This is a genomic window from Nocardia sp. NPDC059240, from assembly GCF_042753865.1.
Taxonomy (GTDB): domain Bacteria; phylum Actinomycetota; class Actinomycetes; order Mycobacteriales; family Mycobacteriaceae; genus Nocardia.
The window spans coordinates 227,454-249,370 of the sequence record NZ_JBHZAC010000005.1 but is presented as its reverse complement, the minus strand read 5'-3'; the positions used below and the strand labels follow the sequence as shown (position 1 = coordinate 249,370).

Annotated in this window: 16 protein-coding genes; 8 read left to right on the top strand and 8 right to left on the bottom strand. The window is 69.2% G+C overall.

All coding sequences use genetic code 11. The features are described 5' to 3' along the window. Positions 1-69: 69 nt before the first annotated feature. A complete protein-coding gene (locus ACFXHA_RS19895; RefSeq protein WP_379358731.1) occupies positions 70-2,244 on the top strand; it encodes a DUF2339 domain-containing protein in 2,175 nt (724 codons plus the stop codon). Positions 2,245-2,301: 57 nt separating this feature from the next. Here the strand turns inward: ACFXHA_RS19895 and ACFXHA_RS19890 are convergent, their stop codons facing one another. From ACFXHA_RS19890 to ACFXHA_RS19875, 4 genes are read right to left on the bottom strand one after another with little or no spacing between them, the layout of a single operon-like run. After that, complete coding sequence (locus tag ACFXHA_RS19890; protein ID WP_379358729.1) at positions 2,302-5,616, bottom strand: MMPL family transporter; 3,315 nt, start codon at positions 5,614-5,616, stop codon at positions 2,302-2,304. Next, positions 5,616-6,452: an NYN domain-containing protein gene (locus ACFXHA_RS19885; RefSeq protein ID WP_379359591.1), complete on the bottom strand. Its 837-nt coding sequence runs from the start codon at positions 6,450-6,452 to the stop codon at positions 5,616-5,618. The genes ACFXHA_RS19890 and ACFXHA_RS19885 overlap by 1 nt, the downstream gene beginning before the upstream one ends. Further along, a complete protein-coding gene (trmB, locus tag ACFXHA_RS19880; protein WP_379358727.1) occupies positions 6,446-7,222 on the bottom strand; it encodes a tRNA (guanosine(46)-N7)-methyltransferase TrmB in 777 nt (258 codons plus the stop codon). The genes ACFXHA_RS19885 and trmB overlap by 7 nt, the downstream gene beginning before the upstream one ends. A 58-nt stretch (positions 7,223-7,280) precedes the next feature. After that, positions 7,281-8,627, bottom strand: coding sequence for a lipase family protein (locus ACFXHA_RS19875; protein ID WP_379358725.1), 1,347 nt, complete (start codon positions 8,625-8,627; stop codon positions 7,281-7,283). A 253-nt stretch (positions 8,628-8,880) separates the two neighbouring features. Here ACFXHA_RS19875 and ACFXHA_RS19870 point away from each other — a divergent pair, with 253 nt between their 5' ends. From ACFXHA_RS19870 to ACFXHA_RS19855, 4 genes are all read left to right on the top strand, one after another. Beyond that, a complete protein-coding gene (locus ACFXHA_RS19870; RefSeq protein ID WP_379358723.1) occupies positions 8,881-9,549 on the top strand; it encodes a hypothetical protein in 669 nt (222 codons plus the stop codon). Positions 9,550-9,621: 72 nt separating this feature from the next. Continuing rightward, on the top strand, positions 9,622-11,280 hold the full coding sequence (locus ACFXHA_RS19865) for a hypothetical protein (protein ID WP_379358721.1): 1,659 nt from the start codon (positions 9,622-9,624) through the stop codon (positions 11,278-11,280). Positions 11,281-11,465: 185 nt separating this feature from the next. Then, on the top strand, positions 11,466-13,292 hold the full coding sequence (locus tag ACFXHA_RS19860; RefSeq protein WP_379358719.1) for a phosphoenolpyruvate carboxykinase (GTP): 1,827 nt from the start codon (positions 11,466-11,468) through the stop codon (positions 13,290-13,292). Positions 13,293-13,430: 138 nt separating this feature from the next. Further along, positions 13,431-14,030: a methyltransferase family protein gene (locus ACFXHA_RS19855; protein ID WP_379358717.1), complete on the top strand. Its 600-nt coding sequence runs from the start codon at positions 13,431-13,433 to the stop codon at positions 14,028-14,030. Positions 14,031-14,048: 18 nt separating this feature from the next. Here ACFXHA_RS19855 and ACFXHA_RS19850 read toward each other — a convergent pair whose 3' ends face one another. Continuing rightward, positions 14,049-15,488, bottom strand: a complete 1,440-nt coding sequence (locus ACFXHA_RS19850) for an aldehyde dehydrogenase (RefSeq protein ID WP_379358715.1) — start codon at positions 15,486-15,488, stop codon at positions 14,049-14,051. Between the two features lie 240 nt (positions 15,489-15,728). On the opposite strand from ACFXHA_RS19850, the gene ACFXHA_RS19845 reads away from it, so the two are divergent. Both ACFXHA_RS19845 and ACFXHA_RS19840 read left to right on the top strand, forming a co-directional pair. Further along, positions 15,729-15,932: a hypothetical protein gene (locus ACFXHA_RS19845; RefSeq protein ID WP_379358713.1), complete on the top strand. Its 204-nt coding sequence runs from the start codon at positions 15,729-15,731 to the stop codon at positions 15,930-15,932. A gap of 203 nt (positions 15,933-16,135) precedes the next feature. Next, a complete protein-coding gene (locus tag ACFXHA_RS19840) occupies positions 16,136-16,438 on the top strand; it encodes a hypothetical protein (RefSeq protein ID WP_379358711.1) in 303 nt (100 codons plus the stop codon). Between the two features lie 5 nt (positions 16,439-16,443). On the opposite strand, the gene ACFXHA_RS19835 is transcribed toward ACFXHA_RS19840, so the two are convergent. Then, on the bottom strand, positions 16,444-17,247 hold the full coding sequence (locus ACFXHA_RS19835; protein WP_379358709.1) for a class I SAM-dependent methyltransferase: 804 nt from the start codon (positions 17,245-17,247) through the stop codon (positions 16,444-16,446). Positions 17,248-17,402: 155 nt separating this feature from the next. On the opposite strand from ACFXHA_RS19835, the gene ACFXHA_RS19830 reads away from it, so the two are divergent. Next, positions 17,403-18,575, top strand: coding sequence for a glycosyltransferase family 4 protein (locus ACFXHA_RS19830; RefSeq protein WP_379358707.1), 1,173 nt, complete (start codon positions 17,403-17,405; stop codon positions 18,573-18,575). 45 nt (positions 18,576-18,620) lie between these two features. On the opposite strand, the gene ACFXHA_RS19825 is transcribed toward ACFXHA_RS19830, so the two are convergent. After that, positions 18,621-20,456: a hypothetical protein gene (locus ACFXHA_RS19825; protein WP_379358705.1), complete on the bottom strand. Its 1,836-nt coding sequence runs from the start codon at positions 20,454-20,456 to the stop codon at positions 18,621-18,623. Between the two features lie 10 nt (positions 20,457-20,466). Then, the gene (locus tag ACFXHA_RS19820) at positions 20,467-21,651 is read right to left on the bottom strand and encodes a polysaccharide biosynthesis protein (RefSeq protein WP_379359589.1); all 1,185 of its coding nucleotides are present in this window, start codon (positions 21,649-21,651) and stop codon (positions 20,467-20,469) included. Positions 21,652-21,917 lie beyond the last annotated feature (266 nt).

The following is a 21,917-nucleotide window of genomic DNA, read 5'->3' as shown; positions in this document are numbered from 1 at the left end:
TAGTAATCATGAGTAGTGCGCGTGTTTCTACTCATGTGCCCGCCCGCCCCGCCCGAAAGTATGGCGGACATGAATCTCGCCATCGATCCTCGCCTGATCGCGCGGCTGTCGACTGAATTCACCTCGCTCAGCGAGCACATGAACGTCCTCGGCCGCGACCTCCAAACCCTGCACGGCCAGGTCATCGCCGAAAACGCCCGCACTACAACGACTTACACCGCCGCGCCCGTCATCGCACCACCGGTGACGGGCGCGGTCGTGCCCGCGATCGCCTGGCCCGACCCGGCGGCCACCGCGGCGCCGGTCCCAGGCCCGGCAGCCGATCCGACCCCCACGGCTGGACCCGTTGCAGGGCAGGGAGTTCCGCAACAGACCCCGACCACCGCAGCTCGGCCGACCGGCACCGGCGAGTCGTCATCAGTTCCGCCGATGGCGGGCGCGCGGCCGGGTCCGGTCGCGGGGTGGAGTTCGGTGCCGCCGCCCGGAAGTGCTGCGGGGCAGGCTGTGCCGCCGGCCGGGACTCCCGCGGTGCCGCATGCCCCGGCGGCGGGCGCGCCTCGTCCGGGGTGGATGACTGCCGCCTATCAGCCCATGCCGCAAATGCCGCCGCAGCGGGGGCGGGCGTATGCGCGGCCGGTTCGCGCGCCGTGGTGGCAGCGGGAAGGGGTGATCAGCCGGGTGCTGGCTGTCGCGGGGGTGGCGGTCACGTTGATCGGCGTGGTGATGTTGCTGGTGCTGGCGGCGCAGGCCGGGTTCTTCGGGCCGGTGCCGAGAGTTGTTGCCGGGGCGGCGTTCTCGGGTGCGCTGGTGGCTGTCGGGACCCGGGTGTACGGCAAGGCGGGCGGACGGGTCGGGGGAATCGCGTTGGCGGCCACCGGTATCGCAGGGGGATACCTGGATGTCATCGCGATGACCACGATGTACGGCTGGCTGAATCCGGTCGTCGGATACGTCGTCGCATTGGGGATCGCGGCCGGTGGGGTGGCGCTCGCCGTGCAGTGGCGTGCGCAGGGGCTGGCCGTGCTGGTGCTGCTGGGTGCGGCACTGCTCGCACCGATCGTGACCACCGAGCTGGCGCTGCTCGGCTTCTTGATCGTGCTGCAGATCGCCGCTCTCCCAGTGCAATCCGTCCGCGACTGGCCGTGGCTGCACGTGGTGCGCACGGTCCCGGCGGTGCTGGCGACCTTGGTCGCGATCACCGCCTCGGCCCTGGGAATGGGCAGCGACGCCACCGCGGCCTCGCACCGTTTCCAGTCGCTGGCCGCGGCGATCGTCATCGCGGTCGTGGGGCTGGTCGGGGCGGTCCTCGCCGGGCGGCAGCGCCCCGGCGATGTCGCCGGGAGCCTGAGCTTCGCGGCGGCGACCCTGCCGATGCTGGCCGCGCCGATCATGTTCGACCGCCCGGGAGGCGTGGTCGTATCGGCCTCGTTCGCGACCGTGCTGCTACTCGTCGCGGCGCTGCCGTGGATACCGAAACTGTCTGCTGCCCTGCGGATTCCGGGCCACCTGGCCGTGGTGTCGGGGCTGGCGGGCGCGTTCGCGCTGCTGGAGGCGTGCATCGGAGTCTCGCGGGTGCAGACCCTGCCGTTGGCCCTGTGTGTTGTCGCCATGGGCTTCCTGGCGGTGGCCGGTCAGCAACGGTCGCGGATCGCCGCGGGCGTCGGTGCGGGCTACGGGGTGCTCGGCGCGCTCGCCTTCTTCTATCAAGCCGACCCGAACACCCTCGCCGATCCCGCGGCAGCCGCGGCGCACCTGAGCATTTCGACCGCGCTGTCGGCACTGCTGGTGCTCGCGGCGCTGGTGGTCGCGGGTTGGACCGCGCGCCGACTCGGTCTGCTGGATCGGGAATCCGATGCCACCACGCTGTCGGTGTTCGCCGGTATCGCCGGGCTGTACGCGGTGACCGCGTTGACGGTGTCCCTCGGTGTCGCCACCGGCAACCCGGACGGCTTCCGCGCCGGGCACGGGATCGCGACGGTGGTCTGGATGGCCGCCGCGACTGCCGCCCTGCTCTACGGTCTGCGCAGCCTGGCCCGGACCCCGCAGCGGGCCAAGGTCGCGCTCGCGGCCGGGCTGCTGGTGACCGCGGCCGCCCTGGCCAAACTGTTCCTGTTCGATCTGGCCACCCTGGACGGGTTGGTGCGCGCCGCGGCCTTCCTGGTGGTCGGTGTCCTGCTGCTGGTGGCCGGTACCCGCTACGCGCGGGCCTACGCAGATCTGGAGGCCCGCACACCCACCGCGTGACCTCCTGAAAGACGAACGCCCGGCCGAGGTTTCGGCCGGGCGTTCATCATGTTCGGATCAGTCGCGATCCTGGCGGCGGAGCAGTTCGTTCACGCTCACCTGGCGTCCCTCGCCACCGCGATGCTTGGCATCCTCGTCCGGCTTGGGACGGCGCCGCGCCGAACGCAGATCAGACATCCACTGCTCGATGCTGCTGCGCTCACCGGGCGGAACGTCCGCCGCCGCGTGGTGGGCCGGATGCTCTTCCGTGGCAGCCGCATCGCCGGCCGGTTCCGAGTGTCCCTCGGCGTCACCGGTTTCGGCCGGTTGCGGCTGGTAGAGCTGGGCCCGGGTGGCCGGATGCGGCGGGATCTTCGCCGTCGGCGGCGGCAGCACCCGCTCGGAGCCGACCGCGGGTGCGGACGGATCCGCCGGTGCCGCAGGAGCGACGGGCGGTGCGGTGGCCGCGGGGGGTGTGGGCTGCGAGACCGACGGCACCACGCTCGGCTGCACCGGCGGGGGTGCGGCGGACGGCGTGAAGGCCCCGTCCTGGCCGCGCTGATCGTCGGTCGGTGCGCTGCCACGCTGCGGCAGGCCGCCGCCGGGATTGGTGAATCCCTTACCGGGGGACGCGAAGTCGCCGATCGGGTGCGGGGCCACCGGACCACGTGCGGTGGTCCCGGAACCGAGGTTCGCGGCACCGAGGTCCGTGGTCGGCGCGTCCGCCGAGGCGGCGCTGGTCACCCGGCGCGGCGGGAGCGCCGATCCCGATTCCTTGGCGCCGCCCAGATTGGTCAGCGGCGCACCGGATTCGGCGCGCGGCGCCGGATTGCCCGGGCCCTCCGCACCGGAAGTGCCGGTGGGCGGGGCCGATTCGGGCGGCACGAGACCCGACAGCGGGCCCGGCGTGCCCGGATTGACGACGAAGGACGGTGCCGCACCGGTCGACGGCGTCACGCCGCGGCCGGGACGCGCGGTGGCGGAAGGCAATCCGGGCGAGGGGCGATCGGGTTCCGGCGCCTTGTCGGCGGGCGCGGGCGCCGGCTCGGTGACATTGATGCGCTGCGTCGGCGCCTCGCTGTCCACGCTCACGGTGCGGCGCGGACGCGGCTTGCGAGGACGCGCCGCGGCGGAGCCATCGGCCAGGATCGGGATCTGCATGGTGACCGGGTCGGTGATCGGGGTCGCCTTGACCAGGTCGAGCACCTCACCGCCGCCGGGCCGCTCATCGTCGAGGATGGGCTCGCCCAGGCCGATCTTCTGCTGGATCTTCTTCATCCACTTGGGCGCCCACCAGCAGTCGTCGCCGAGCAGCTTCATGGTGGCCGGGACCAGCAGCATGCGCAGCACGGTCGCGTCGATGAACAGCGCCGCCACCATGCCGTAGGCGATGTACTGCATCATCACCAGATCGGAGAACGCGAACGCGCCCGTGACCACCAGCAGGATGAGCGCGGCCGCGGTAATGATCCGGCCGGTCTGCGCGGTACCCGAGCGCACCGCCTCGGTCGTGCTCGCGCCCTGCGTGCGCGCCTCGACCATGCGGGAGAGCAGGAAGACCTCGTAGTCGATGGATAGGCCGTAGACCACGGAGATGATCAGCACCAGCACCGGCGACATGATCGGCTGCGGCGTGAAATTCAGCAGACCCGCACCGTGACCGTCGATGAAAATCCAGGTCAGGATGCCGAGCGTGGAACCCAGGCCGAGCGCGCTCATGAGCGCGGCCTTGATCGGCAGCACCAGCGAACCGAAGGTGAGGAACATCAGGATGGTGGTCACCAACACCACCAGCGCGATCATCAGCGGCATGCGATCGACCAGCTGATCGATGCTGTCCTGCATCATGACCGGCGTTCCGGTCACCATCACCTCGGCGCCGTCCGGCACGTCGATGGAGCGCAGGTCCGCCATCGTCTGCTTGATGTCGGCGCCCTTCTCCAACGGCCGCGTGGTCGACCACACGTTGGAGCCGTTGGGCGGCGTCTGCGGCAGCGAGAACGAGGTCTTCGGCTGCAGTCCACTGGCCTTGTTGGCCTCGTTGAGGATGGTGCCGATGTTCTTCGGATTGTCGGTGACGATGACCAGCTGCACCGGGTCGGCCTTGCGCAGCGGGAAGATCTCGTCGAAGTGCTGCTGCGCCAATCGGGTCGCGTTGTTCGGCGGCAGATACGTCTCGCTGATGCCACCGAAGGCCAGGTTCTTCACCGGGATGATCAGCAGCAGCAGGCCGATGGTGATCGGAATGGCGACCTTCAGCGGGTGCTTCATCACCCAGGCGGTGATCTTGCCCCAGAAGCCGTTCTCGATTTCCTCGGTGGTCTTGTCCTTGCGGAACCGCTTGAGCCCCAGCGCATCCACGCGCGGCCCGAGGATCGACAGCATCGCGGGCAGGATGGTCAGCGCCGACAGTGCGGCGAGCGCGACCGTCGCGATGGTGCCGTAGGCCACCGACTTGAGGAAGCCCTGCGGGAACAGCAGCATGCCCGCGCTGGCCGCGATGATCATGGTGGCCGAGAAGATGACGGTGCGGCCCGCGGTCTGCACCGTGCGCCGCACCGCCGCCTTGGTGTCGTAGCCGTCGGCCGTCTCCTCGCGGTAGCGGCTGACTATGAACAGGCCGTAGTCGATGGCCAGGCCCAAGCCGATCATCGAAACCACGGGGGAGACAAAGGAGTTCACCTCGGTGAACTTGGTGATCCCCATGACGATGCCGTTCGCGCCGAGCACCGTGAGGCCACCGATGATCAGCGGCAGCGCCGCCGCCACGACACCGCCGAAGATGAAGAACAACAGGACGGCCACCACCGGAATGGCGATCATCTCCATGCGCTTCTGATCCTGCGCCATGGTGTCGTTCAAGGTGCCCGCGACCGGTTGCAGGCCGGCGACCTCGACCGTGACACCCGGAATGGCGAAGGCGTCGGCCTGTTTCACCGTCCGGTAGTTGCGCACCATGTCGGTGTCGTTGTCGCCCTTGATGGCGACGGAGGCGAAGGCGTGCTTGCGATCCGCGCTCGCGGCCTGCGCCAATTGCGAACTGGGGGTGTCGAGCTTGAACGGCGAGGCATTGATCCCGCTGATCTCCGGGTACTTCGACGGCAGCGCGTTGAGGCTGTTGATGACCTTCTGGCTCCACGCCGGATCATCGATGGTCGAATTGTCCGGCGCGGTGTAGAGCAGGATCACGTCGCTGTTGTGGTCGCGCCCGTAGACCTGGTCCTTCAGCATGGATGCCTGGGAGGACTGCGAATTCGGGTCGAACCATCCGCTGGAGCTGAGATGGTCCTCGAGCCCGAATCCGAAGCCTCCGAGGCCGAGCATTGCGGCAACGACTACACCGAGCACGGTGTAGCGCAGCTTGTAGACCAGGTCGCCCCAGCGGGTGAACACTAAGCGACTCCTTGAGCGGGGCGGGAGGTGAGCAGGGCCGACAGCGGCCGGAACGGCTGCAACCATGCACCCTCGTCGGGCAGCGAGTCGAGGCTGACCCGGGGCAGCGGTTCACGGAACACGCCCGGGATGTCCTCGAGGTCGATGAACTCGAGGATATCCGACGTGACGGCCCAACTCGCGTGCTCGCGGAAACCCAATACCTGAACGGGCACACCGGAAGCGGCGATCTCCTCGAGGGGCGCGCGGAACGCCTGACCGTCGGCGGAGGCCACCATGATGCCGGCCAGACCGGCACCGCGCCGGCGTAGGTCGATATGGCCGAGCATGTCGCTGTCGACATCGGAGTCTTCGTCGATCTTGGGTTTCGCGAAGACGGCGTAGCCGACATTGCGGAGAGCTTCGACCCAGGGTCGCACGACGTCCGCGGTGCCCGGGGCGATATTGGTGAAGACGGTGGCCTCGGGCTCCACCCGGGTGGTGCTGCCCACCGACAGTTCCGCGGTGCGGGCCAGCAGCCAGCGGCCCAGCGCGTCGAAGCGCGGGCGGTAGGCGGCGGTCGGGCGGCCGCCGAGGATGGCGCCCAAGCCCATATCCAGATTCGGTGCGTCCCAGACCAGCAGGACGCGGCGCACGTCGGTGGCGTTGCCGCCCAGGGCGACCGTGGCATTACCGCTCAGAGAGCCGGTGGCATGGCCACTCAGAGATCCGGTGGCAGGGCCACCGGTGTTGCCGCCGAGACCGGTGGCGGTGCCCGATAGTTCGGTCGAGTCGGTGCCGTGCACAATTCCGGCAACTTCGGCGACCTGCGGGGCCATCTCGCTGACGCTCATGATTCGATCTTCCCCCAGATGAACTCGGTGATGGCGCTGCCCGCGCGGAGTCCTTTGTTTTCGAACTTGGTAATCGGACGTTCGAAACCAATCGGTGCTTTGTTCCGATAGGCCTCGGGGTCCCCGCCGGTGGGCTCGTTCATGCCGATGAGCTGGGTTTCCGCATTTCCGTACAGTCCGATCCACTCCGCATAGTCAGCGTGATCGGTCGCCACATGCAACACGCCGCCGGGAATCAGGCGACTTGCGATGAGTGCGAAGGTTTCCGGCTGCAGCAGCCGGCGTTTGTGGTGACGCGCCTTCGGCCACGGGTCCGGGAAAAACACCCGAACACCCGTCAGCGATTCGGGAGCAATCATATTTTCCAGGACATCCACGGCATCGCCGCGCAGCAGTCGAATGTTCTCGATCTTGTCGCGTTCGATCCGCTGCACCAACTGCGCCAGACCCGGCTTGTAGACCTCGATGCCGATCAGGTTGAACTCCGGTTCGGCCTGCGCCATCGCCGCGGTGGCCGTGCCGGTGCCGCAGCCGATCTCGACGACCACCGGGGCCGAGCGGCCGAACCAGGCGTCGGCGTCCAGCTTTTCGTCGGCGACGTCCTTGCCGATCCGCGGCCACATCTCATCCCAGGAATCCTGGCGCGCGGGCGAGATCGCGCCCCGGCGCATGCGGAAGCTGGTGACCCGCGGGTAGAGGCGATGGCCTCCCTCAGGACGCGGCCCGGGAGCTGGCTCGGCGGAGTGGTTAGCGGCGTCGTTCACGGCGTCCATTGTCCAGTATTGGATAGTTCGCGCAGCAATCGACCGGGGTTGCCGCGACCGCCGACACTCAGGCTGCCAGGCCCGAGACCTCGTCGGACGCTGCCGCGGCGGCTGGGCGCAAGGGCAGTCCGAGCGTGACTCGCATTGCGGTAGTTGCCATTTCCACCATGCTGCGCCAGTGCGCCGGGGCGAGTGCGACCGACCAGACGGTCTTGGTTGAGGGTTCGGTAAGAGTTTTGCCGGCCAGCCGATCGGCGAGCCAATCCAGGCTCAGCGGAGTCGCCAACGGCAGCAGTGAGAAATGCTCGCTCAGGCGATCCCGGACATACCAGACGGATGCCCCGCCGGCTCGGTACCGCTCCACCTGACCGTCGACACCGGCCACATCGATCACCTGATCGTTGACGGGCTGCACCACCAGCATCGGACAGGCCGGGGTGCGATTGCCCAGCCGCAGTTCGTCGAACATGTCCTCGAGTTCGGGCAGGATCTCCGCCAGCGGACGCCGCAGGTAGTCGTCCAGGTGACGGCCCACCAGCAGCGGCAGCACCGCGATCGGGCCCAGCAGGCGCACGCGATCGAGCAGGCGGCGGCCCTCCGGGGTGAAGTCACGGTCCACCACCTCGGCCAGCGCCGGATACACCTGCCGCAGGGCCGAGATCACGATCGCCGGAAAGCCCGCGAACAGGCCACCGTTCAGATTCAGGAAGACGTGCCGGGGATCACCCACCGGCGCGCCGAGCGCCGCGCCGACGATATTCAGCTCGGGCGCGTACTCCGGAGCCAGCTCCACCAGCCACGAACCGGCCATGCCGCCACCGGAATAGCCCCACACCGCGACCTTGGTGTCGGCGCGCAGGCCCAGCGGTGCGAAACGCAGTGCGGCACGGACGCCGTCGAGGCCGCGATAGCCCGGCTCCCGGGCTGCCCCGAAATTACCCAGCGGCCCTTCGTGATCCGCGATACTCACCGCCCAGCCGCGGCGCAGCGCGTTCGCGACCAGCAGCCACTCCAGTTGGGTGATGGAACCCGGGGCGAGGGCCCCACGGCGCAGCGCGTAGGACGGCGCGCAGCGTTCGGTCACCGCGTCCATGGCGGTCTGGAACGCCAGCAGTGGGCGTTGGGGATCCGGCTCGGCGCCCTGCGGCAGCAGCACCGTGGTGACCGCCACCTCCGGGCTGCCGTGCAGATCCTGACTGCGATAGAGCAATTGCCACGCCGTCACCTGCTGCGGCACCAGACCGAACAGCGCGATCTCGACCGTGCGGCTGCGCAGGATGGCGCCCGGCTCGCGGCGGGCGAAGCCGCGCGGCGGATGGAAGAAGGGGTCCTGACTCCGCGGCAGCGGGCGGTCCCGCTCGTGCGCACCGTCCGGTATCCCGATGGCACCGATGACGTCGGCGTTGACGCTCATCGCAACCTCCCCGTTCCAGCCTCGAACTGCTGTGACGCGGCCGTGGACCGAGGGGGTCGCGCAGCCGTACATCGGCGTTGATGCCGACCGAATCGCCAGAGTAGGGGACATTCAGGTGTCTGTGAAGAGCTGTCGCACCGAATTGTGCTGGCGCACAGAAGGACCCGGAACGGTCTGCTTCCTCACCGTCTGACCTGCGCGTTTGTGATCCGAAACGCCCACGCGCCCAGCACCTTCCGGCTAGGCTGCCCGCGTGCCGGTCGGGCGATCTGTGCGCATCCAGGTGACGGGCCGGGCCCGCGCGGGCAAAACCACCCTGCGACATGCGCTATCGCTACTCACCGCCGAAGAAACCCGACCGGTCGACCACCCCGGGCAACCCGCGCCCACCCTCGACGCCGACCTTCTCCTCTATATCCTCCCCGGCACCTTCGCCCCCGCCGACCGCCGCCTCCTCGGGACTCTCCCACCCGAGCGCACCCTTGTGGTTCTCAACAAGGCCGATACCATCGGCACCCGCTGGCCCGACGCCGCCGCCCGCGCCGAGCAGCTCGCAACCGACCTCGGCATCATGGTCTTCCCCGTGGTCGCGTCGGTTGCCGCGTGCACCCGCAACGGCACCTTCACCGATGCCGACGTGCTCACCCTCCGTCGCCATCACACCCGCCCCGACCCACCCCTCACCCTCTCCCACGAGTTGTTCACCGCACCCGACCTCGCCCCCGATCCCGAAGCGCGCCAAGCCGTTCTGGACCACTGGGAACTCCACGGCGTCTCATGCGCGCTCGCTGCCCTGCGCCACGACCCGGCCCTGGGCCCGCGCGCACTCCTGCAAATCCTGCACAGCGCCACCGGAATCGACGCCCTCCACCGCGAACTCCACCACCGCTACGAGTTGCTCACCACCACCGCGGGCGGCTGACCGCCGCACCGGCCCGCCGCGATTGATCGACATTCAGGCCAAGCCGAACGCACCACCGGATACGAATCAGCGATGTTGATTCCCGAACCCCGCTCCGACCCGCCGCCGCGAGAACCCGCCACGGCTCATGACGACGAGCCCCGGCCCGCATCGCTGGACCTGCCGCCGCCCGGCATCGCGACAGCCGGATCCAGGACGAGATCGAAACCCGCTGTGATCCAGGCCGATAACGCATCCGAAGGTCCGGTGCCGGAGGCCGATCTGCCCGCTGCAGCCGGTCTTGCCGCGACGGCGGAAGCCGTTGTGATGCGCTGGAATCCGCATGGGTTGGCGCTACTGCGTGCGGTGAACCGTCCGGCCTCGGCGATGGCGACCACCATGGGCCTCGTAGCGGCCGACGAAACCGAGGCAGCGGCGTTGCGGGTGGAGCTGGCACGGTTTGAACCGCATCTGGATCTCGATGTGGTCGATCGCGACGCCGCGGTGGGCGCGAGCGTCGCGGTGGCGTTGGTGGTGCTCGACGCGGGAGCGCTGATCGGTGACGACACGGTGGCGCGGGTGCGGGGGCTGGTGGCGGACGGGACGCGAATCGTGTTCGCGCTCGATGGGATTCACGCGCACCGGGAGTGGCGGGACGTGCTGAAGCTGGATGCCGAACTATTGGCCGAGGTGGGCGGCTGCGAGGAGGCCGAGATCGTGCCGGTGTCGGCGCGGTTGTCGGCGGCGGGGCGGGCGGAAGGGGATGCGGCGCTGGTGGATCGGTCGGGGGTGGGGTTGTTGCATGCGCGGCTGGTGGTGGCGGCCGGGGCGGGGGCGGTGGGGGATCAGGCGGCGATCGTGCGGGAGCGGGTGGTGGCGCAGACGCGACGGCGGATCGAGGCGCAGATCGGGAGACTGCGCGCGGCGGGGGATGTGTGCGCGCTGCGGGAGGAGCGGGCGCGGCTGCTGGCGGTCGGCGACGGCGGACGGGGGACGGCCATGACCATCGTGCGCAATCGGCTGCAACTGGCTCGAGTGGATCTATTGCACGAGGTAGGGGCCAGGATTCGGGCCGTGCACGGGGAGTTGCGCGGCGAAATCGAGGGGCTCGCGCGCGGCACACACGCCGAATTTCCGCGGCATGTGAGTGATGTTGTGGAAAAACTCACACAGGAGATGGACCGCACCATTCGCTCCCGGATCGGCGAATTGTGCCGTCAAGTCGAAGAATCCGTCGCGGAGGAATGGCATATATCTTTTCCACCGTCCGTGGAACGGGTACCGCGGGAGGTGCGCATGCCGGGTCCGCGCCGCCGGGGTGTGGAGGACCATCTGGTGGTCGCGTTCGGGGCCTCGGCCGGATTCGGTCTGGGCCGTCTGGTGGTGGCCCCGCTGGCCCTGTGGCAGGCCCTCGACTACGCGATCATGCCGGTCAGCCTGCTGCTCGGGGCGGCCGCGGCGAGCTGGGTGGTGCGCGCTCGCGGCCACCTCGCCGAGGCCGCTCATCTGCGGCAATGGGTCGCGGACACGCTGGTCGACGCCCGTGCACAGCTGGAGCAGCGGGTGGCCACCGCCCTGGTCGACGCCGAGGAGCGGCTCACCGACGAGGTGCTGGGCAGCTCCGCGGCCCGCATGGTGGAAACCGATCTGCGGGTCGGTGAATTGGAGGCGCAATTGCGTCAGGCCACCCAGCGCCGCCCCGCTTTACTGCTGGCATGCGAACGTGACCTGGCCGCACTCGAATTCACATAGCGGCTGGTCGGAGGTTTCGACCCGATACCGAGTGGACAACCCGATTCCGTACGCCGCGATATGTGGCGTTAACCTCTAAGGCAAGGAACTAGGGCATCCGGCGCGTTCTTGTACGCCCGTCCAGCCGGGACGGGCTGGCGGCACGGACCGGCGGGGGCCCTGCCGCCCATCTCAGGAGAGTTTTCATGACCTCAGCGACCATTCCTGGTCTTCACGATGGCACCGCGCCCACCGAGCACAAGGAACTGCTTGCCTGGGTACAGGAGGTCGCAGAACTCACCCAGCCCGACCGCGTGGTCTGGTCGGATGGGTCCGAGGAGGAAGCGGTCCGCCTCTCCGAGCAGCTGGTCGCGGCCGGCACGTTCAAGAAGCTGAACGAGGCCAAGAAGCCCAACTCCTACCTGGCGCTCTCCGATCCCTCCGACGTCGCCCGCGTCGAATCCCGCACCTACATCTGCTCGAAGACCGAGGCCGACGCCGGCCCGACCAACAACTGGGTCGACCCGGCCGAGATGCGCGCCACCATGACCGAGCTGTACCGCGGCTCCATGAAGGGCCGCACCATGTACGTGGTGCCCTTCTGCATGGGCCCCCTCGGCGCCGACGACCCCAAGCTGGGCGTCGAGCTCACCGACTCCGAGTACGTGGTGGTCTCCATGCGCGTGATGACCCGCGCCGGCAGTGCCGCCCTGGAGAAGCTGGGCACCGACCGCCCCTTCGTGAAGGCGCTGCACTCCGTGGGCGCGCCGCTCGCCGAGGGCCAGGCCGACGTGCCGTGGCCGTGCAACGACACCAAGTACATCACCCACTTCCCCGAGGACCGCGAAATCTGGTCCTACGGTTCGGGTTACGGCGGCAACGCGCTGCTGGGCAAGAAGTGCTACTCGCTGCGCATCGCCTCCGCGATGGCGCACGACGAGGGCTGGCTGGCCGAGCACATGCTGATCCTCAAGCTGATCTCGCCCGAGGACAAGGCGTACTACATCGCCGCCGCGTTCCCGTCGGCCTGTGGCAAGACCAACCTCGCCATGATCCAGCCGACCATTCCGGGCTGGCGCGCCGAGACCCTCGGTGACGACATCGCGTGGATGCGCTTCGGCAAGGACGGGCGACTATATGCCGTCAACCCGGAGTTCGGCTTCTTCGGTGTCGCCCCCGGCACCAACCACAGCTCGAACCCGAACGCCATGGCCACCATGGAGGCCGGCAACACCGTCTACACCAATGTCGCCCTGACCGACGACAACGATGTGTGGTGGGAGGGCCTGGAGGGCACTCCGGACCACCTCATCGACTGGAAGGGCAACGACTGGTTCGAGCGCGAGTCGGAAACCCTCGCCGCGCACCCGAACTCGCGCTACTGCACCCCGATGTCGCAGTGCCCCACCCTCGCTCCCGAATGGGACGACCCGCAGGGCGTGCCGATCTCGGCCATCCTCTTCGGCGGTCGCCGCAAGACCACCATCCCGCTGGTGACCGAGTCCTTCGACTGGCAGCACGGCGTGTTCATGGGCGCCACCGTCGGCTCCGAGCAGACCGCCGCCGCCGAGGGCAAGGTCGGCACCGTCCGCCGCGACCCGATGGCCATGCTGCCGTTCATGGGCTACCACGTGGGTGACTACCTCAACCACTGGATCACCCTCGGCAAGAACGCCGACGCGCAGGCGCTGCCGAAGATCTTCTACGTCAACTGGTTCCGTCGCGGCGCCGACGGCCGCTTCCTGTGGCCCGGCTTCGGCGAGAACTCCCGCGTGCTGGAGTGGATCGTCGGCCGCATCGAGGGCACCGCTGCCGCCGATGCCACCCCGATCGGCAATGTCCCGCACGCCGCCAACCTCGACCTCGAGGGCCTGGACGTGAGCGCGGGCGACGTCGACGAGGCCCTCGCGGTCAACGTCGAGGAGTGGAAGAAGGAAATCCCCTCCATCGAGGAGTGGTTCGAGTTCATCGGCGACAAGCTGCCCAGCGGCCTGCGCGACGAGTTCGAAGCCCTCAAGGAGCGTCTGGCCTGACGTAAGGCTGAAAGCGGCCCGCCCTCACCGACTTCGGTGGAGGCGGGCCGTTTTGCTGTTCGGGAATCCACCCGGGGGTGGAGGGGCTCGGTGCCGTGGGTGGTGGCCGGGCGGTCGGGGTCGGCGCAGGCTGGGGATATGGATGCAGTCGATGCCCTGGTTCGCGTGGCCCTGTGGAGCAGCCAGCTCGTGTGGGTGGTGTGGCTGATCACCGCCGTGTGGTTCTCCGCTGTGCGGCAGGACAGTCTCGGCGGGAAGGTCAAGCACTTCTTCGGGACGCTGTTGCCCGAGCCGTGGATGCTCGTCGGGATCGTAATCCTGGTCGTGGCAATGAGTTTCGTGCCGCGGCGGGTGTGGGATCCGGTGCTGTGGGACGTGCGACCGATGTCGGCGCTGGGTGCGGTGGTGATCATCGCCGGGTCCGTGCTGATGGTGTGGGCGCGGCTGGCGCTGGGGACCATGTGGGCGGGACGGCCGATGATCCAGGAGGAGCACGAATTGCGGACGGGCGGGCCGTATCGGCTTGTGCGGCACCCGATTTACACGGGACTGCTCGCGTTGGTGGGCGGCGCGGCGCTGTTGCAGGGCGGGCCGTCGCTGGTGATCTTCGCGTTCGTGCTGGTGTGGTTGTTGCGGCGGGTGCGGGTGGAGGATCGCATGCTGATCGCCACCTTCGGGCAGCGCTACGAGGAGTACCGGAACGCGGTCCCGGCACTCCTCCCGCTCGCCAAGCGCTAGCTGTCCATCGGCAGAGCGCTAGGCGCCGAAGCCCATCGGCATGAGCAGTGACTTGGTCTCGCAGTACGCGTCCAAGCCCTCGGGGCCGTTCTCGCGGCCGATGCCGGAGGTCTTGTAGCCGCCGAAGGGTGCACAGGCGTCGAAGGCGTACCAGTTGATCGCGTAGGTGCCGGTGCGGACCTTGGCGGCGACGCTCGCGCCGTGCTCGATGTCGGTGGTCCAGACCGAGCCCGCCAGGCCGTAGTCGCTGTCGTTGGCGATCGCGACGGCCTCGGCCTCGGTGTCGTAGGGGAGGACCGAGAGGACCGGGCCGAAGATCTCCTCGCGGGCGATGGTCATGGAGTTGTTCACGTCGGCGAACACCGTGGGCCGCACGTACCAGCCGGGCAGGTCGGCGGGCCGGTCGCCGCCGCGGATCAGGCGTGCGCCCTCGTCCTTGCCCTTGGCGATGTAGCCCTCGACGCGCTCGCGCTGCTTCTCGGAGATGAGCGGGCCGAGCTGGGCGGCCGGATCGTCGGGCAGGCCCACGGGGAAGAGGTCGATAGAGGCGTTGAGCGCCTCGAGGATCTCGTCGTAGCGGCTGCGCGGGGCCAAGATCCGGGTCTGCGCCACGCACGCCTGGCCGCTGTTCATCAGGCCGGAGAAGGCGAGCTGGGGCATGTGCTCGATGTTCATGTCCGGCAACAGGATTGCCGCCGACTTCCCGCCCAGTTCGAGGGAGCAGCGCTTGAGCTGGCTGCCCGCGATGGCGGCGATCTTGCGGCCCACGGCCGAGCTGCCGGTGAAGGTCACCTTGTCGACGCCCGGATGGGAGACCAGGTATTCGGAGGCGTCGGCCTCGGCGGGCAGCACCGACAGCACGCCCTCGGGCAGGCCCGCCTCGGCGAAGATGTCGGCCAGCAGGTTGGCGGCCAGCGGGGTCAGCGGCGCCGGCTTGAGGACCACGCTGCACCCGGCCAGCAGTGCGGGCGCGAGCTTGTTGACGGCCAGGAACAGCGGCACGTTCCAGGCGATGATGGCGGCGACGACACCGACCGGTTCGCGCGACACCCGGGTGGTGCCGAACAGTCCGGTGCGAGTTTCGGTCCAGGGGAAGGACTTTCCGAGCCCGGCGTAGAAATCGAGGGTGGCGCGCGCGGGCACATAGTTGAGGGTGCTCGCGGTCATGGTCGGCGCACCCATTTCGGCGGACAGCGCGGCGGCGAGATCCCCGGCCTTCTGATCCAGCAGCGCGACAACGCGGGACAGCAGGGCGGCGCGTTCCTCGGGCGGGGTGGTCGGCCAGGGTCCGCTGTCGAAGGCCCGGCGGGCGGCCGCGACCGCGGCATCCACGTCGGCGCGGGTGACGACGGGCACGCTGCCGACGGTTTCCAGGGTTGCGGGCGAGACGACGGGCAGGGTGTCGGGACCGGCGGGCTTGGTCCACTGGCCACCGATGAACAGACTCTGGTACTCCATGAGAACACGTTACAGTTTTGCCCCTTCCGCTGTCCGGGGCATGGGGGGTTCGGGTCCCGCTGACCGGGATCTTCTTTGAAATTCGACCTCTCGGTTTCTAAGTCGCCTTGTTACCCGTGGGGTAAACCGTGATTCGAATTCTGGGTAGCCAGGCGGTGGCCTATGCTCTGATTTGCACGCCTTTCTCCACCGTTCTGGTTGGTTGCTATGCAATAGCTCTGCGAAAGGTAGATCACTCGTATGACCGATGTGCGCTCCGATGACCTCCTGCTCGACGCGCTGGCCGAGATTGACACGCCGGTGATCAGCACGCCCATGCAACGGGCAGCGAGTCAGTTGCAGCGGGTGTTGCCACCGGGCTGGCGGGTTGACGTGGCCGAAGCGACCTATCCGACAGTGCGAACCGGGCAGCCGGTATTGCGACTGGTGTTGCCGGAGGATTGATCACCACCTGATGTGCAGGGCCACAAGCGATTCCGCATACTTGTGGCAAACCGGCAGCACTCCCAAAAATCGAATTCCAACCTGTCGGTTCGCTTTTCACCGAACGCACTATTGCATTCGACGGGCGCAGCGAGCATGCTTTATAGCTATCGCGGATAGCTCGCTAGGTTCATGAACCGTTACCGCACAGGGGAGTCCGAGTCATGGCGGTGCAAGTAGTCGATCGGTCGCTGATGACCAGTGATCTCACCCCGCATCAGGCGAAAAGCGTCGGCGCAGGCGGCTGGGTGGTGTCCTTCCTGCCGGGCCGGACCCTCACGCTGGAGCAGGCCGCCGCCGCACTACAGGCCGCCGAGGCGGTAGCCGCGGTGAATGCTCTGGCCGGCCAGGTCGGACTGACCGCAATGGAGACCGTGGGGTTGGCTACCCAGGAGTCACCGTGGGGCGAACCCGAACCCTGCACGGGGTTACGCCGTGTCTTCCGGCGCGGTTACGCCGAACGCTGACCCGGTCAGCGTGAACGCTTGGTGGCCACCACCACCAGGTTGCTGACCAGCAGCTCCCGCAGCCCCGGAACCCGGACCATCCACCAGGCCCAGCGCGGGTGATAACGCGGGAACACCGCGAGAATCTCTACGTCGTCCGGTGTTTCGCGAGCCCAGCGCATTCCGTCGGAAGCCCGCACCGCGAACAACGAACGGCCGAAACGATTCTTGGGCTCCCGCCCGTACCTACGCCGATACCGCCGCGCCGCGTACTCGCCACCCAGGTAATGCCAGGGCCCGGTCTCGTGACCGCCGAACGGCCCCAGCCACACGGTGTACGAAAAGACCATCAGCCCACCGGGTTTGGTGACCCGCAGCATCTCCTCGGCCATCACCCACGGGTGCGGCACATGCTCGGCCACATTCGACGAAATGCAGATCTCCACCGCGTCATCGCGGAACGGCAGCGCCATCCCCGACCCGCGCACCGATCCGGCCACCTGCAGCCCGGCCGCATGCATCTCCGAAGGATCCGGTTCGACCGGCAGATACCGCGCCCCCGCGCTCCCGAACTCGTCGGCGAAATACCCGGGCCCCCCGCCCACATCCAGCACGATCGTCCCGCGCAGCGACTCCCCGGTCAGATCCCGATAGAAATCCCCCACCAACTCGGCGGTATCGACCGCCACCCCGCCATAGAAGATCGCCGGATCGGTCTGCTCGAACTTGAAACTCCCCAGCAGCCGTAGCGACCGGCGCAGCGTCGCCCGGCGGGCGAATCGCGGGCCCTGCCCGGCACGGCGCGTAAGGGTTCGCTCAGCTCGAAGCACGGCGGCCAGTCTCGCACAGGCGCGACCCGACCGGGCAACAGGAGTTAGGTCGGATGACCACTGTTGGCCCGTGGCATGCGCACGGGTTATATGGTGGAGCCCATTGTCTGCCGATCCGACCGCCCGTCCTCGACCGTGACCCTGGAGATCCGCCCGTGCGTGAAGTGCTGCTGCTGTGCTGGCGCGACACCGGGCATCCACAGGGTGGGGGTAGTGAGCGTTATCTGGAGCAGGTCGGGGCGCAGCTGGCCGCGCGCGGCGTGAAGGTGACGCTGCGGACCGCCGGGTATCCCGGGGCGGCGCGGCGGGAATCGGTGGACGGCATCGAGATCAGCCGTGGCGGCGGCCGGTTCACCGTGTATCCGCGGGCACTGGCGGCGATCGCGCTGGGTCGGTTCGGGGTCGGGCCGTTGAAAGGGCTGCGGCCGGACGCGGTCATCGACACCCAGAACGGGATCCCCTTCTTCGCGCGGGCCGCGACGGCCGCGCCGACCGTGGTGCTGGTGCATCACGGGCATCGTGAGCAGTGGCCGGTGGCGGGGCGACTGGTCGGCCGGATCGGCTGGTGGATCGAATCGCGGCTCTCGCCGCGCGTGCACCGGCGCGAGCAGTATCTGACGGTGTCGCTGCCGTCGGCCGAAGAGCTGACCGCCCTCGGTGTGGCCGGGACGCGAATCGCGGTGGTGCGCAATGGCGCCGAGCCGATTCCGGCCCGCGTGCCCGCCGGTGACGACGACACCCGCACCGCGCACCCGAGCATCGTGGTGCTGTCGCGACTGGTGCCGCACAAGCAGATCGAGGACGCCATGGCCGTGGTGGCCGGGCTGCGCGACCGGATGCCCGGCCTGCGTCTGGACGTGATCGGCGGCGGCTGGTGGGCCGACAACCTGCGCGCCTACGCCGACGAACTTGCCATCTCGGACGCGGTCACCTTCCACGGGCATGTCGACGAGGACGAGAAGCATCGGCTGCTGTCGCGCGCCTGGGTGCACGTGCTGCCCTCGCGCAAGGAGGGCTGGGGGCTGGCGGTCATCGAGGCGGCGCAGCACGGGGTGCCCACGGTCGGGTACCGAAGTTCGCGCGGGCTCACCGATTCCATCGTGGACGGGGTGACCGGGCTGCTGGTCGACGATGCCGCCGCGCTCACCGAGGCCGTCGGCGAGCTGCTCGGCAATCGTGAGTCCCGCACGGTGCTGGGGGAGAAGGCGCGGGCGCGGGCGCGTGAATTCTCTTGGGAGCAAACCGGAAACGGGGTTTACGAGGTGCTGTCGGCGGTGACCCGCGGCGAGCGGGTCAGCGGCCTGATCGCGCCTGCGCGCGTGCTGTGAGGATTCCGAAAGCCGGGCGCATCGGACTACTACGCTTCATAGTTTCTAGATATGTGGATCATTCTCGTCATCGCGCTGGTGAGCATCGTCGTGATCGGCTTCGGGTTCGCCCTCGGATTTCCCAAGGACTGAGCCTTCTTCGGGAGCCTTCCGCCGCGAATACGCTGCCGCGGTGAGGAATCCGCCGACCAGCAAGGTCGCCCACAGCAGATGCGCGGCGCCCGACAGGCGGCGGTCCGCGGGCGAGGCGTCATCCGCGGTAATGGTTCCCGGCACCCGGTACAACTGCAGGTCCGCGTCACTGTAGACGGGATCCAGTTGGGCGAGAGTATTTTTCGAGTCGCCGAGCGGCCCGGGCGTGCCGCCCTCGACCAGCACCCAGCCCACCCCTTGCAGGGCCAGCTCGTGCGCGGACGCGCCACGCAGCAGCAGCCGCTCCACCCGTCGCGCCTGCTTGCTCTCACCGGCGACGACACCGCCGCGCACCGGAAGTTCGCCCGTCTGCAACGCATCCCGGCGCATCATGCGCGGAGCCGGATCCAGCACCGGCGCGCTACCGGAATAGCCGAACTTCCGGAACATCCCGCCCGGCAGCACCGCGATATCGCCGGGCCCGTCCGCCGCCGCGGCCACCCGCTGCCAGCCCGCTGGATAGTGCACCGGCCGCAGTGCCCCGCCGACACCCCACGCCAGATCCGGCAGCGCGATGAGCAGCAGGGCGATGAAAAGCACTGTGGCACCGCCGGTCCGAGGCCGATCGGGCCGCGCGCCGGGTCCGTCGAAGACATTCGCCGAGAGCCACCGTCCGGCCACCCGGCAGCCGGCCGCCGCGCACAGCGCGTACGCGGGCATCGCCAGCGCCACATACTTCTGGGTGTCGCGCAGCAGTCCCGCGCCGGGCACCCGGGTCACCAGGAACTCGCCGACCGACAGTCCCCAGCCGGTCGCGCCCAGCGCGGGCAGCACGATCGCCGCCACGGCCAGCCAGACCAGCCGCCGGGCGACCCTTCCGGAGCCGCGGACCGCGCGTAATCCGGTGACCACCAACACGAGTAGCAGCAGTGTTCCGATCAGTGCGAAAAACGTTGTCCGCGAATCGGGTACGGCGGTGCTGTTCCAGATGCCGCCGAGGCCCGCCAGGCTGCCGAGGGTGCCGAGCCAGGGTTCGGCGCGGGCGGCGAAGGCGGGGATGCCCGCCGGATCCGAGGGCGCGGCGCCCGTGCCCGAGAGCGCGGTCGCGATCACCCAGGGCATGGTGGTGAGAATCCAGAACGTCACCGTCGCGGGCAGATTCCGCTTGCCGACCAGCACCACCGCGATGCCGCCCGCCAGCAGCGACCCGGTCGGTGTCAGGCCCGCGGCCGCCAGGCAGCCGATCAATGCCGCCCAGGTACCGGCCGTGCCGGCTGGTGGCGCGGCACGTAATCGGGCCGCCAGCAGCGCGATCCAGGGCAGTGCGGCATAGCCGGCGAGCAGGCTCCAGTGCCCCTGGAGCAGGCGTTCGGCCACATACGGATTCCAGATGGCGACGGTGGCGGCCACCAGCTGCGGGCCCAGCGAGACCCGCAGCAGTTCCCGGGCCAGCGCGGCCGCGCCCCATCCGGCCAGCCAAACAGCCGCCAGCAGTATCGCTTTGACGACGATCCCGCCGTCCACGACCGAGGAGAGGACGGCGAGCAGGGCGTCCTGCGGTACGGCGCGCGGCGCCGCCTCACCCAGTCCGAGCGCCGAATCGGTGAGATACGAGCGCGGCGTGCTGACCGCGTCGCGCAGCAGCAGGTATCCCGATCCGAGCAGCGGGCCCAGCACGATCAGGGCCAGCGCCAGGCTGTAAGCCGCCGGCACCAGCCGGTACCACCGCTTGCGACCCTCGGCATTCACATTCGGCACCCTACGTCCCACCCACTCCGAGATCCGGGACCGGCGAACGGTTCTCCGCGTCCTCGCGTGCCGTGCGCACGGCCACGCCGGTGATCACCAGCGTGGTGGCCGCGGCGGTGACCGTGGCGATGACGATCAACGACAGCACCGAATGCGCACAGGTCAGCATGACGGCCACACCGCCGGCCAAGCCGATCCAGGTGATCGCGGCCGGCGCCGTCCGATCCGCCGCGATGGCCGACAGCAGCGCCGCCTGCAGCACGGCCAGCAGCGCGCCTTCGAGCGCGAACAACCACAGCAGCCCCTCTATCGGCGCGTAATCCTGTCCGGCGAACAGCGGCGCCAGCGGGGCCGCCGCGGCCGCGCCCAGCACCGTCACGGCCCCGATGCCCACCAGCACGGCCAGCGCGGATCGCATGGCGCGCACGGAATGCTGTGGTTGCGCCATGCGCGGATACAGCACCACCCCGACCGCCTGCGGCAACCAGAACGCGATCTTGGCCGCGATGGCCCCGAGCGCGTACCGCCCGGCATCGTTCTCGTCCAGCACAATCCGCGCCACCAGCAGATCCGCCGCCGACAACGCGGTCAACGCCGCCTGCACCTGCACCGCCCGGAAGACCGCCGCGACCCCGAGGCCCCACGCGGGCGTGACCTCCGCGCCGGGACGGTCGGCGACCGCGGCATCGGTCATCCGGCGGGCGGTGAGGGCCGCGATCGCCGCGCCCATCGCGCCGACCCAGAGGGCGGGCGCGGCACCGACGCCGCAGGCGAGCAGGACGATCGCGGGCGTCACCCGAAGGGTGGCCGCCCCGCCGAGCACGGTCGCCAGCTCGCGAAAGCGGCTGCGGCCCTGCAGTATTCCCTGCTCCCCGGCCAGCAGGACCAGCATCGGCGCGGAGCACAGCGCGCCGCCCGAGGCGACCAGGCTCACCTTCAGCACGGCGCTGACCACGGGCACCAGCACCAGCGCCGCCGCCGTCACCAGACCCGCGCAGCGCAGTGTCAACGCGCGTGCGGCGGTAATGGGCGCGCCCCGTACCACTTCCCGCGCGACCACGTTCTGCAGCGCCAGCGCGGGGACGGCGCACAGCATCTGTACCGCCAGCAGGCTCGCGAACGTGCTGTATCCGCCGACGCCCAACCATCGACTGGCGAGCAATTGCAGCAGGTATCCGGCCACATTCGCGGTCATCGCCCCTGCCGTCACCAAGGTCAGGTCCTTGACCACGGGCAGGCGACGAACGGCAGACACGCCCGCAATGCTGCCATCACCGGTTGTGAATCCACCCGCGCACCCCTGGCCGGGCGGAAACGACCCCCTGCCCGGGCGGAAACGACGGCGGCCCGGCATCTTCGGAAAAAATGCCGGGCGGCCGGGGTACGGGGGCCCCGAGGGGGTGGTGGTGGATTGGGTCTTGGGGGGGGGTGTGTTATTAACAAAATAAGCAGCCGAACACA